The organism is Aegicerativicinus sediminis, assembly GCF_015476115.1.
GTDB lineage: Bacteria > Bacteroidota > Bacteroidia > Flavobacteriales > Flavobacteriaceae > Aegicerativicinus > Aegicerativicinus sediminis.
The window spans coordinates 2183619-2196868 of record NZ_CP064295.1 but is presented as its reverse complement, the minus strand read 5'-3'; the positions used below and the strand labels follow the sequence as shown (position 1 = coordinate 2196868).

Genomic DNA, 13250 nt, shown 5'->3' with positions numbered 1-13250 from the left:
ATTATTCAAGTTTTATAAATACTACTCCAAATCCTTGAGATTCTTTTTGTTCTTTTTCGGTTAGTCCTGGCCCAACAGAAATCTGTATGCTTTCAACGGCATTTATATCAAATTCTTTAGGTTTATCAGGATTAAAAAAGTAGGGTAAAAAGGAAGGGTATGGGCGAGGCAAAATCACTGTTTTAACCAATTTCAAATCTTCTAAATTTAATTTATACTCATCCAATTCTTGGCTTAGCAACAATTCACCACCAAAAGCGCTTCCATCATTTTGCACTAAAGCAATTTGTATTATTTGTGGCTTCTCTTGAAGCGATCTTCCTTTAAAAACAATTTTTTCTTTTTCAGAAAGACTTCCAATTCCACTTTTTAGTTCATCTATAACAAAATGCTTTATAGAATAATCATAAATAGGATCGGCATTTAAATTCTCTGAATCTGGCTTGAACAAGCCATCAATATAAACTCGGTATTCAGACTCTTTTAATCCTGAGGCTGGTTTTAAGGCCAACCCTCTTCGCCAAGTTCGGACCAAATCCTTTGAATCTTTGGTCGCATCAAACAAATAAATAGGATCTGTTTTAGGATGAATTCGGATGGAATAATTTTCCGCTCCGTAAAAATCCCAATCTCTCGGCGAACCATTAATTGCACCTGGATAGGTTACCATACTATCCTCTTCAATTTTCACTATTATGCGATAATTTACCAGTCCGTGCCTCATAATACTTTTAGGAACAACAGCTTTGAACTGATACGGTTCAAATTCCTTCATTTTAATAGAAAAACGATCTACGTCAGTATATCCCTCTATTGTTAATTCTGCTGCTACACTAGGACCAACAAACTGAGCAACCAATTCTAAATCACTTTCTTCCACAACATCCATTGGTGGTTGATGTTTAAACCAATAATCCTTAACATTATCTTTTGGAGCGAAAAAAGAACCGATTTCATACCCATTAAAAGTTTGGTCCGAACTGAATTTAGATTTGGATGACTCCAACAAATATGTTCCAGGCGAAATTTGGAAGCTCCCCAAATTGGACTCGGAATTATATGTGTTACCACTATTTATTCCCCTAATTTTAAAATCATTACCCAAATCTGGTAAATTGATTTTCATATCAGCATTACGCCATTTAATAACACCAACTGTTTTGTTTGGACTGTTTTTCCCGAAAGGATCACGTACCCAGACAGCATCAGGCATAACCTCTAAACGCCATACACCATCCTTCAACTTATCCAGAAAATAGGCACCAGCACCTCCATATTGTATAATGGAGGAATTGCCATAACCAGCAATTTCCTTTAAATTATTTATGCTTTTGGGGACAATAGAAGTTGAATTGGAATAAAAAAACTTCTCTCCTTGATTATAAACGGCTAAATCTTGAGCATAATCAATATAAAAATCTTGAAACTTGGTATTATCCGGGTAAGAACCAAAGGACTCATTTATTGGAATATTCATAAAAACCTCGCCTGAAATTTTTAGGGCCAAAGCTTTTTTAGGGGTATAAGCCAGATTCATATAATGGGTGTTATACTCTGTATTAACACTTGCCATAAATGTAGGGTCGTAAGCAAAATGAGTCGCGATTTGTATACCTGCGGTTCTAAAACTCCTTGCAATGGCAGGATATATATAGGATTTTCCTATATCAGCAGCATCAAATTCATAGACAATTTTTGCTCCACCATATTTTGCAATTATCCCGTCAAATGGCATATCATATGAATCCACATTAGGTAAAAAGTTTCCTTCTAATTCCTTTTGATACCCTAAACCAGAAGGATACCATTGAAATGTACCACCATCGATTCCCGCTTTAAAATAAGATTCCATCTCGTGAACGGCATGGCTCGTATTGTAAAAAATAGGCTTTCTACTACCTGTAGATTTAATTGCGTCAACCATGCCTTTCACAAATTCGTTGATTTCCTTAGATGTACCTCTGTGATGAGGTTCGTTGCTTACTTCAAATGCAATAACGGAAGGATCATCCTTATAAGTCAATTTAGTATAAGGATTTGTATGGCTAATAAATTGTTTCAAATAATTTTGCTGCGCCTTAATTGCCCCCGGATCAGTCAAGGCATTACTTTTTCCATACTTATGGGAAAAACCAGGAGTTTCCTCATCCGGCTCAGGCCATCCATTACCCCAAAATGCAATAGGGGTTAGCACATAATTTATATCATGTTTTTTAAGAATAGAAATTAAATAATCGAATGCATCTAAATGCTCATTATCTAAAAGATTTCCTTTATCATCACTGATTTCAGTATCCCAAACATGGATTCTGTACAGATTAAATCCTAATCGCTTAAAATGGTAGACATCCGACTCCATCGCCTTTTTAATGTCAACTCCCATTCGTTTAGCAGTACGGTATGCATGGGCAAAGGGAACGGTATAATTTACACCGAATCCGTGCACCTCAGCATTGGTTTCAGACCAACGAATCACTCCTTTGTCGTCTACAAAGGTTTGGCCGTGTTTATTAGGGTTTTGGGCAAAAGATAATCCTACTGTAATACCTAAGATAAAAACAAGCGAAAACCTTAATGAAAACTTAGAAATCATAATCATAAATCCTTTAAAATGGCAGCCGCTGATTCCGCCGTAATGTCTCTTTGAGGACTTGCAAACATTTCGTAACCAACCATAAATTTTTTAACGGTTGCACTGCGCAATAATGGCGGATAAAATGACATATGCCAATGCCAATGATCGTTATTCAAACCATTTGTGGGTGCTTGATGAATACCGCTTGAATATGGAAAAGATGTATTAAACAATCGATCATATTTACCTGTAATTACAGAGATGGCATGCGCAAAATCAGTTGTTTGTTTAGAGTCCAAACTTAAAATATCTACTTGATGGGTTTTTGGGATAATCATAGTTTCATAGGGCCATACCGCCCAAAAGGGAATTAGAATCACAAAATTTTCATTTTGATAGATAATCCTTTCATTTTCCCTTAATTCTTGATTTAAATAATCGGTTAGGAGAGAAACACCCTTACTTGCAAAATAAGTTTTTTGATTGTTATCCTTTTTAACAACTTCATTAGGCAGCGTATTTTGACTCCAAATTTGTCCATGTGGATGAGGATTACTACAACCCATTATAGATCCTTTATTTTCAAATATTTGAACATAGTTAATTTTTGGATTGCTTCCCAAGTCTCTGAATTCTTGCTGCCAGAGCTTTACAACCTTTTCAATCGCAGTTATTTGCATGTCGGCCAAACTTTTGGAGTGATCAGGACTAAAACAAACCACTTTGCATATACCCGATTCACTTTCCGCTTTAAACAAACCTTCCTCCACTTTGAAACTTGGAGTATTTTCTTGTAGTGCTGAAAAGTCATTGACAAAAACAAAGGTCTCTTTGTAATCTGGATTTTTTTCACCGTTAGCTCTAGTGTTACCCGCACATAAATAACATGAAGGATCATGTGAAGGTCGCGTTTCGGTATTTGTTTCCTCCTGTTGACCTTGCCAAGGTCGTTTGGACCTATGTGGAGAAACCAAGACCCATTCTCCAGTTAATGGATTAAAACGTTTATGCGAAAACTCTTTTAATTCTGTTTCCATAATTTATTATATTCTGTATGTACCTCTCGACAAATTCACTCTATAAGGGCTACATTCCCTATTGAACTTGGCTTTATATTTTTCCTCAACCAACTCGATAAAATCATCCATCTGTTCCTTGTCAACCAAATTAATTGTACAGCCACCGAAGCCACCGCCCATTAGGCGAGCACCAATTACCCCAGGAAACTCTTTTGCCAATTCAACCAGAAAATCCAATTCAGCACAGCTAATTTCAAACTCATCTTTCATCCCTACATGGGCTTCAAACAACAACTCACCAAATCCTTCAATCTTTTGATTATTGAGATAATCAACCGCTCTCTCAACCCTATTATTTTCCTCAATTATGTATTTTGCCTTTAGAAAATCTGTATCGGACATTTGGGCTTTTTTAGCGTTCAACATTTCTAAGTCGGCGTCTCTTAAGGCACTAACATTCAAAATTTCAGCAACTGTCTCACAGCTATTTCTCCTTTCGTTATAAGCATTTTCAGCTAAATTATGATGAACGTTACTATTGATTAGCAACAACCCGTATTCACCAAAATCAACCTGATAAGCTTTAAAATCTAATGAACGACAGTCTAAAAATAAAGCGTGATCCTGTTCACCGAACATACTTGCAAATTGGTCCATAATACCACAACGCACACCTACATAATTATGTTCAGCTTTTTGAGAAACATTAATCATTTCCACTTTAGACAAACCCAAACCAAAAAGCTCGTTCAATCCAAAAACAATACTATTCTCTAAAGCGGCACTGGAGGACATTCCAGAACCGGCAGGGATATCGCCACCAAATACCGCATTAAATGGCGGCACCTCTTTACCTAGCTTCTGAATTTCCCCAACAACCCCAACCACATAATTTCGCCATCCACCATTAGGAATCCTTTTTACGTCATCCAAACTGAAAGCATGACTTTCTTTTGGATCATAAGCATAAATCATGGAAACCGAATCAGTGGATTTTGCAAATACGGCAATAATAGATTTATCAATTGCAGCCGGAAAGACAAAACCATCATTGTAATCTGTATGTTCACCAATTAAATTAATACGTCCTGGAGAAACCACCGTTACTTCAGGTTCCCCGAAACGCATCTTAAATGCGGCTTGTATTGCACTAATTAACTCGTTATTCATATTACAATGAATTTCTAATTTTTAGAGTATTTGGATTAATTACTTTCTCTTTTGAATTTGATTTTATCATATGGGCAAGAGTTTTGCCCATTTCAGAAAAATCGGTTGTGATTGTTGTTATTCCACCTTCAATAAGTTCTTTATAAAGAGTATCGTTATAAGAAATAATGCCAATCTCCTTACCAATTTTCAACCCTGAATCTTTGGCTAATTTCAATAGTTTAAACAAATCCCTATCATCAATAACCAGATAGGCATGTCCTGACTTTACACTTACGTCCTCTGTAGAATAATGTATATGAAGTGGTATGTCTGTATAATTTTCAAATTTCTTAAATCCCCTTAGCATACCTTGTGGTTGCTTTTCTTCCGAAAATATTAAATGTAGTTGAGAGTATTTTTTTAGTCTGACATGCAATTGACTCAAACTATTAAAAGTATCATTTTCAAAATCTTGAAAAACAGAAGGATAAACTTTTAATTCCTCAGGAAATTGATCTAAAATATAAACCCGATCGTTAGGGAGATTTCTAATGATCTCACATGTTTCTTTAAGATTAGCCGGCATAATGACATAATAATGGTAATTGCCGATACTTTCATTAATTAACTTTTCAAAGACCTTGATATTAAAATGGTGGAAATAAATATCCACTTCCACATCCCTAGAAAAACTTTTCAAAAATGCATTGTACAAATCTTCCTTAAATGCATTAAGCTCATCAAAGAGAACAAATATTTTTTGGGAAATATCAGTATCCAAACTTCTTACATAATATCCTTTACCAGAGAACGATTCGATAATTCCACGCATTTTTAATTCATTGAATGCCATCAAAACCGTATCCCTGGAAAGAGAAAACCTATCCCTAACCTCGTTAATTGAGGGTAATTTGTCCCCTTTCCGTAGGCTACCATTCAACAAGCTTTCTTCTATAGATTTTACAATCTGCTTATATTTCGGTTGACCGGCTTGGTTTTCAACATAGATATGTTTCATACGACAAATATATAAAAAAATAAACTGGTAGGTACTGGTAGGTTTTTATTAGTTTTTATTAATTTTGAATAACTAAATTTTTATGATTCGTATACTAATATTTCTGCTTAGCGCTACTGCCTTAATTAACTCCTGTTCTAGTGACACCAGCAACAGTTCTTCTGGAGAAATCACCCCACCACCTATCGATTCTCAAAGCGATTTTATACGAGGTGTAGATCTGTCATATATTAATGAAATGGAAGATTGCGGCGCCGTTTATTATAATTCCGACAATAATCAGCAAGACCCTTACAGGATTTTTAAAAACGCAGGTAGTAATTTGATTCGACTCCGTTTATGGCATACCCCAGATTGGACCTCGTATTCAAATTTAGAGGACGTAAAAAAATCTATCGGAAGGGCCAAGAACTTAAATATGCCTGTTTTACTGGATTTTCATTTGTCCGATAAGTGGGCAGACCCCTCACAACAACAAATACCAAAAACCTGGGAATATGCAATCAATAACACCCCAGAACTTGGCCAACCTTTATACAATTATATATTCGAAACTCTTAACGAGTTAGGAAACGAGAATTTATTGCCAAATATGGTCCAAATCGGTAACGAAATTAATGCCATGATTCTGCAAGACGGCAACCCTCAATGGCCCATTGATTGGGAAAGAAACGCATTTCTTCTCAACGAGGGTATAAATGCGGTCAGGGATTTTTCTGAACAACATAATTCGGAAATTGAAATAATGCTGCATATTGCCCAACCAGAAAATGCAGTATGGTGGTTTCAACAAGCCAAAACTGCACAGGTCACAGATTTCGATTGGATAGGAATTTCCTATTATCCTGGTTGGTCTGATTACAATTTGAACCAACTTGGCCCAGCTCTAACATCACTTATTTCCAATTACAACAAAAAATTGATGATTGTAGAAACTGCATACCCGTACACACTTGAAAACATTGATGCGGCTAACAATATTTTGGGGCAAGATGCCCTAATTAATGAGTATCCGGCCAGCCAACAAGGACAAAAAGATTATTTAATGCAATTATTGGAAGTAATAAAAAATGCAGGTGGTCATGGTTTGGTTTATTGGGAACCTGCTTGGGTTTCTACCGACTGCTTTACCTTATGGGGTCAAGGGTCTCATTGGGACAATGCCACTTTATTTGACCATAACAACATACCAACCTTAGGAATGGAATTTCTATCTCCAACAAATGATAATTAAACTCTTTATAATGCGAAATCTAGTTATATTAATTTTTCTTGTTTCCTTTTCCAACCTTCAATCGCAAACAAGAATATCAACTGTTTTGAATGATTGGAAATTCCAAAAGGGGGAAGTTTCAAATGGATATTCACCAACTATAAATGATGGCGACTGGGAAACGGTAAAAGTACCGCATGACTGGGCAATTGGTGAATCATTCGAACTTAATGGAAATGGAGACACTGGAAAACTTCCTTGGAAAGCAGAAGGCTGGTATAGGAAACATTTGATGTTAGATGCGTCTTATAGGGGCAAACGAATTTTCCTAGTGTTTGATGGCGTCATGGCATTTCCGGAAGTTTTTGTTAATGGTGAATTTGCTGGTAAATGGGACTACGGCTACAATTCATTTTATTTAGACATCACTCCATTTATTAAGATCGGCGAAAAAAACCTTATTGCAATTCACGCAGATACAAGAAAACATGACAGCCGATGGTACCCTGGCGGAGGTATTTACAGAAAAGTGACCTTATTAGCCACAAATCCCATACACACCAAAATTTGGGGAAATCAAATCACCACCCCAATCATAAAACCTAATTATGCAGAGATTCGAACGATTTCTGAAATAGAAATTCAAAAAAGCACTAATGACAGTTTAGAAGTTAAACATTCGATATTAACTAAGGACGGGGTATCGATTGTCTCAAATTCAGCAATTAAGAAAACTAAAAAAAGTAGTAGCGATTTTGAAACAAGCATTCTACTTAATGAACCAATATTATGGGATACCAACAACCCTTATTTATACAAAATGGTCACAGATGTTTTTGAAGGAGGAACATTAATTGACTCAGATACCACAAATTTTGGGGTTCGATCCATAAAATTTACTGCTGACGATGGTTTTCATTTAAACAATAGACGAGTACAATTAAAAGGGGTTAACCTTCATAGCGATTTAGGGCCCTTGGGAATGGCATTCAACAAACGAGCCATGCAGCGACAGTTAGAAATAATGAAAGATATGGGTGCAAACGCCATTAGAACCAGTCATAATGTGGCCGCTCCAGAGCTATTGGAACTTTGTGATGAAATGGGACTTTTGGTTTTCAATGAGATTTTTGATAAATACGATGGCAAAGCGGATATTCTTGACAGTACAGACTTCGACAGTTTTGCTCATAGGAATATCAAAAATTTTATAGAACGAGACCGAAATCACCCATCCGTATTTTTATGGAGCGTTGGCAATGAAATCGGTGATGTGCAATGGAATATAAACAACGGCTTTAAAAGATTGCATACCATGGTAAATTATGTGAATAAATATGATGCTTCCCGAGATATAACATTGGTTTGTGATAATTTAAAAAGTGCCGAACTCAGGCATTTTGATTATTACGATGTACATGCATGGAATTATGGTAGGCGCTACCGATTGGCTCGACAGCTTGAGCCTAATAAGTCAGTTATTATTAGTGAATCTGCTTCTACAGTTTCTACAAGAGGATTTTATGAATTTCCCCTCCCTGAAGACAAAACTGATTTTACAAAATCCTTGCAAATAAGTTCATATGATTTAAATGCTCCCGAATGGGCTGAATTGGCAGATGATGATTTTATGTGGCAACAAGATGAACCTTATATAGCTGGAGAGTTTGTTTGGACAGGTTTTGACTATTTAGGCGAACCTACACCATATAATAATAAATATGTAAATGAAATTGGATACTCTGATAAAGAAGCTTCCAGAAGTTCCTATTTCGGAATTGTTGATTTGGTCGGATTGCCCAAGGACCGCTATTACCTATATAAGTCCTATTGGAATCCATCAGAGACAACGATCCATATTCTTCCCCATTGGAATTGGCCAAATAGAATTGGACAAAAAACTCCTGTTTTTGTTTATACTAATGGAGATTGCGGGGAACTATTTCTCAATGGAAAAAGTTTGGGTAAACAATGCAAAAAACCAAATTCAAACAATTCAATCGAACGATTTAGATTAATGTGGAAGGACGTAGTATACCAACCAGGAAGCCTGAAAGTAAATGTTTTTAAAAATCAAAACCTGATAGGGACTGAAACCCTTGAAACTGTTTCTGAAGCAGAAAGCTTAAGCGTATTGGCGGACAAATCCACAATTAAAGCTGATGGTGAAGATTTAAGTTTCCTAACAATTGAAGCAACAGACTCAAAGGGAGCACCCCACCCGCTTGCGACTCATGAAATTACCATTGAAGTTAATGGACCCATTTATATTGTAGGGGTTGGCAATGGCAATCCGCAATCCTTTGATCCATTTCAATCTAACAAGGTGAAATTGTTTAATGGAAAGGCGGTAGTGATAATTGGCACTAAAGGAAGCAAAGGAAATGGGCAAGTTAAAATCAGTGCAACTGGATTAAAATCTACTACCATTAATCTAACCCTCAACTAATTATTAATCAATAAGGCTATTTCTTGTAGAGTTAATTGAGGAGTTGCTCCAGATTTCGATGCAACCAAAGAACCTATTGCACAGGCTTTTTCAAGTGAATTTTTAGAGCTATTCTGAAAAATAATCAATTCTGAAATTAATGTTGCCAAAAACGAATCACCTGCCCCTACGGTATCAGCCACTTTCACCTTGAAACCAGCCTGTTCATAAAACTGATTCCCATGAAAAAGGATTGCTCCCTTCTCCCCTTTAGTAATGCATATGGATGGAGTTGAAGTAATTCTGCTTAAGCTCAACAAAACAGATTGTTCATCGGATTCGTCTATGTTTAAAAATTTTGAAATCTCATCTAATTCTTCAGAATTCATTTTCACTAAATCTGAAGATTTCATCAACTCTACAAGTAAAGGTAGTTCATAGTCGGGTGGCCTTAAGTTAACATCAAATACTTTATAGTTTGCATATGGCAATAAGGAATTAAGGGTATCACGACTTTTTTCATTTCTACAAATCAGGCTACCGAATACTAGAACCTTGCTATCACCCACCAACTGTTTGTTTTCATTAGTAAACTCTATAGCATCCCAAGCCACAGGAAACATTATTTTATAACTAGCAGTACCATTTTTATCCAACCAAACCTTCACGGTGCCAGTCGGTAATTTAGTATCAATTTGGATAAATTTGGTGCTTAGTTGGCGTTCTTCCATAAAATTCAAAATACCCCTACCAAAATCATCACTGCCAACTCTGCTAATCATCGCCGTTGTTAAGCCAAATGAATTTGCCCTCAAAGCCACATTTAGTGGAGCTCCTCCAATTACGGATTTATCGGGGAAAACATCCCATAGAACCTCTCCATAACAAACAAGATCAAAACCTCTATTCATCTTTAACCAATTGACGTTCTAATGCCTCAAGTGAAACACCCTTAGTTTCTGGCATTTTTGTTAAAACCCAAATTAATTGCAGAACCATCATTCCTGCGAAAAACAGAAATATCGGCCATGGATTCTCTCCAAATATCCCATCGTTCTTATCTAAAAACAAAGGTGTTATTAGAGTTATAATCGCCGCAAAGACCCAATGTGTACCCGTACCCCATGATTGCCCAGAGGCCCTGACTGTATTTGGAAATATTTCTGATATGAACACCCAAATAACCGCGCCTTGCCCCACGGCATGTGAAGCTATAAATACTAATATAAAAATGAGTAAAAGGGTGGAACTCGCTGCGGAATAAAAACACCAACCTACCATTGCCAAACTGACAATATAACCAAGAGATCCAATAATCATAAGTTGTTTTCTCCCTAATCTATCAATCAGTCGCAGACCAACAAATGTAAATATCAAGTTCACTATTCCTATTGAAATGGAACTTAACAAGGATTCCTTGGCCACCAATCCAGAACGTTCTAAGATTTCTGGCGCATAATATAGCACGAAGTTTATCCCAGAAAGTTGATTGAAGAAAGCAATGAAAAATCCTAACCACAATACTTTCCTATATTTTGGTTTAAACAGCGACTCGGTATTAGTTGTATCTTTTAAATCTAATTTTATCTCTGATAATTTTTCATTCGCTACCTCTTGACTATAAATTAGGGAAAGAACACCTAGGGCCGCTACATCATCTTTTTTACGTAAAGCTAGCCATCTAGGACTTCTTGGAACCCTTAAAACTAAAAGGGTATAAAAAATAGCAGGGATAGCCTCCACTCCCAACATCAATCGCCAATCATTTGCCCCTCCAATACCTTTCAAAAGGTAATTAGAAATAAATGCTATAAAAATCCCGAATACAATATTGAATTGATATAGCGCCACCAAGCGTCCTCGTGATTGTGGATTCGATATTTCGGATATGTAAACAGGTGCCGCAACAGATGATGCTCCAACACCAATACCCCCAATAAACCTAAAAAACGAAAATGAATAAGGATCGGCAGCCAAACCTGAGCCTAATGCCGATACAAAGTATAGTATTCCAATCCAAAACAAGGTTTTCTTTCTTCCGAATTTATCACAAGGTATATGACCAAGCAATGCGCCTAATACGGTTCCCCAAAGGGCCATCGACATAATAAAAGTTCCATGAAAAATTGGGGATGTATTCCAAAGCTCTTTAATAGGCTGATTTGCTCCTGAAATAACAACCGTATCGAAGCCGAATAAGAAGCCCGCCAGAGCAACAGTTATAGACCAAACAAATAAATTATTCTTCATGCCATACAGATTTTATGGTTGAGATTTTTAAATTTTCAATAGCATCAATGCCTTCGGTAATAAAAAACTGATCATAAATTGAACTGGGGAATACCTGATTTGTTAAAACCACCAAACCACCATCGATAAATAGTTCAATTGAAGCTCGATCTACCAGAATTTTTAACTTTACATTATTCTTGTCGGTTATATTTGGAGAAGTGATTAGCGGATTTGCAAAATTGTCAGCAAAATCTATTTGTCCTGAATTACTTCTATCTACATAAAACTCATTCGTTTCCTTTTTAAAACCGAAGATGGTTTTATAATTTTCAGTTCCCAATGCAATTTCAGAATCGCCGTCAAGATTTAATTGAAATGAAATTTCCACACCTTCAAAATCTGATCTCTCAAAAGAAATAATGGAGTCTTGGACCGAGGTTAACACTACTTTTTCTTCGGCAGTTAATGTTTGGAATTGAGAAACAGGGTAGTTTTTCAAATATACATGTTCACCTATTTTTTCGAGCGATAATTCACGTGGAACCGTCATTGAACTTCTCCAAGTTGTGGTGGGAGTTTGCTGCCCATAATCCCAATTACTCATCCATCCAATAAAAATTCTTTCATTATTTGGCTCATTGTTATAGGTTATGCCTGCATAATTATCCCTACCAAAGTCAACCCAACGAATATCATTATGTTCTGGAGTAAAGGTTTTACCATCAAAATCTCCGATGAAATACTGGGTAGCACTTCCTTGATTTGGCCCTCCAGGATTTATGCTGATTAATAAAACCCATTTCGCTTCATCCGAATTGGAAACAGGCAGTTTAAATAAATCAGGGCATTCCCATACGCCGCCATGAGCCCCAGCATTTTTTCCAAATCTTCCTGTTTCTTGCCAGTTCTTTAAATTATCCGATTGATAAAATATCGCATGGTCCCCAGCCACCAAAATCAAAACCCATTTTTGCATTTCTTCATGCCAAAAAACCTTTGGATCTCTAAAATCATGGATGCCAGAATTTGGAACTACAGGATTACCTTCAAATTTGGTCCAAGTTTCACCATTGTCTAAACTATAGGCAATACCTTGGGTTTGAAAATCATGCCTGCCAGCTTTAGCTCCTTTATCTAGGTGATAGGTATACATTGCCACTAGAGGTGGATTTTCATTCGTTCCAAATCCGGTCGAATTTGTTTTATCTACTACCGCGCTGCCCGAGAAAATATACCCGAGGCTATCAGGGTATAATGCAATCGCCCTATTTTCCCAATGCAATAAATCCTTACTTCGAGCATGACCCCAATGCATTGGCCCCCAAACGATATCTTCCGGATAATATTGGTAGAAAAGATGATAGTATCCATTATTGTAAACCAATCCATTAGGATCATTCATCCAATGTGTCGGTGGAGAAAAATGAAATTGGGGGCGAAATTTTTCATTATAATCAAGGGAATCCAAGGAAGGCTCCTTTAAACTCTCAATATTTCCTGTCTCTTGCCTACAGGATAAAAAGATTGTAAGCCATAGGAAAATGGCCAATGAACGATAAAGCATAATTAGTAGTTAGTGAAATCTAAAGATACATTAAATCGCTGTAGACATT

General features: G+C 36.5%; 9 protein-coding genes. 2 read left to right on the top strand and 7 right to left on the bottom strand.

The genetic code is table 11. From position 1 onward, the window contains the following. Nucleotide 1: 1 nt before the first annotated feature. Genes ISU00_RS09480 through ISU00_RS09465 form a run of 4 tightly spaced genes read right to left on the bottom strand, consistent with a single transcriptional unit; the run spans nt 2 to nt 5764 of the window. Nucleotides 2-2593, bottom strand: coding sequence for a cellulase family glycosylhydrolase (locus ISU00_RS09480; protein ID WP_228850418.1), 2592 nt, complete (start codon nt 2591-2593; stop codon nt 2-4). A gap of 2 nt (nt 2594-2595) precedes the next feature. Next, complete coding sequence (locus ISU00_RS09475; RefSeq protein ID WP_228850417.1) at nt 2596-3612, bottom strand: UDP-glucose--hexose-1-phosphate uridylyltransferase; 1017 nt, start codon at nt 3610-3612, stop codon at nt 2596-2598. A gap of 6 nt (nt 3613-3618) precedes the next feature. Further along, nucleotides 3619-4764: a galactokinase gene (gene galK / locus ISU00_RS09470; RefSeq protein ID WP_228850416.1), complete on the bottom strand. Its 1146-nt coding sequence runs from the start codon at nt 4762-4764 to the stop codon at nt 3619-3621. A 1-nt stretch (nt 4765) separates the two neighbouring features. Then, nucleotides 4766-5764, bottom strand: coding sequence for a GntR family transcriptional regulator (locus ISU00_RS09465; protein WP_228850415.1), 999 nt, complete (start codon nt 5762-5764; stop codon nt 4766-4768). 82 nt (nt 5765-5846) lie between these two features. Between ISU00_RS09465 and ISU00_RS09460 the strand changes: the two genes are divergently transcribed. Together ISU00_RS09460 and ISU00_RS09455 are read left to right on the top strand one after the other, a co-directional pair. Beyond that, a complete protein-coding gene (locus tag ISU00_RS09460) occupies nt 5847-6998 on the top strand; it encodes a glycoside hydrolase family 53 protein (protein ID WP_228850414.1) in 1152 nt (383 codons plus the stop codon). Nucleotides 6999-7008: 10 nt separating this feature from the next. Continuing rightward, nucleotides 7009-9426: a glycoside hydrolase family 2 TIM barrel-domain containing protein gene (locus ISU00_RS09455; RefSeq protein ID WP_228850413.1), complete on the top strand. Its 2418-nt coding sequence runs from the start codon at nt 7009-7011 to the stop codon at nt 9424-9426. On the opposite strand, the gene ISU00_RS09450 is transcribed toward ISU00_RS09455, so the two are convergent. Genes ISU00_RS09450 through ISU00_RS09440 form a run of 3 tightly spaced genes read right to left on the bottom strand, consistent with a single transcriptional unit; the run spans nt 9423 to nt 13201 of the window. Beyond that, a complete protein-coding gene (locus ISU00_RS09450; protein ID WP_228850412.1) occupies nt 9423-10316 on the bottom strand; it encodes a carbohydrate kinase family protein in 894 nt (297 codons plus the stop codon). The two genes, ISU00_RS09455 and ISU00_RS09450, sit on opposite strands and share 4 nt — an antisense overlap. Further along, a complete protein-coding gene (locus ISU00_RS09445) occupies nt 10309-11655 on the bottom strand; it encodes a sugar porter family MFS transporter (protein ID WP_228850411.1) in 1347 nt (448 codons plus the stop codon). The genes ISU00_RS09450 and ISU00_RS09445 overlap by 8 nt, the downstream gene beginning before the upstream one ends. After that, on the bottom strand, nt 11645-13201 hold the full coding sequence (locus tag ISU00_RS09440; RefSeq protein ID WP_228850410.1) for a glycoside hydrolase family 32 protein: 1557 nt from the start codon (nt 13199-13201) through the stop codon (nt 11645-11647). Before ISU00_RS09440 ends, ISU00_RS09445 begins: the two co-directional genes overlap by 11 nt. Nucleotides 13202-13250 lie beyond the last annotated feature (49 nt).

Coding starts and splice junctions, on each gene's coding strand:
- ISU00_RS09480 (WP_228850418.1), bottom strand. CDS start 2,593: ATGATTTCTAAGTTTTCATTAAGGTTTTCGCTTGTTTTTATCTTAGGT.
- ISU00_RS09475 (WP_228850417.1), bottom strand. CDS start 3,612: ATGGAAACAGAATTAAAAGAGTTTTCGCATAAACGTTTTAATCCATTA.
- galK (WP_228850416.1), bottom strand. CDS start 4,764: ATGAATAACGAGTTAATTAGTGCAATACAAGCCGCATTTAAGATGCGT.
- ISU00_RS09465 (WP_228850415.1), bottom strand. CDS start 5,764: ATGAAACATATCTATGTTGAAAACCAAGCCGGTCAACCGAAATATAAG.
- ISU00_RS09460 (WP_228850414.1), top strand. CDS start 5,847: ATGATTCGTATACTAATATTTCTGCTTAGCGCTACTGCCTTAATTAAC.
- ISU00_RS09455 (WP_228850413.1), top strand. CDS start 7,009: ATGCGAAATCTAGTTATATTAATTTTTCTTGTTTCCTTTTCCAACCTT.
- ISU00_RS09450 (WP_228850412.1), bottom strand. CDS start 10,316: ATGAATAGAGGTTTTGATCTTGTTTGTTATGGAGAGGTTCTATGGGAT.
- ISU00_RS09445 (WP_228850411.1), bottom strand. CDS start 11,655: ATGAAGAATAATTTATTTGTTTGGTCTATAACTGTTGCTCTGGCGGGC.
- ISU00_RS09440 (WP_228850410.1), bottom strand. CDS start 13,201: ATGCTTTATCGTTCATTGGCCATTTTCCTATGGCTTACAATCTTTTTA.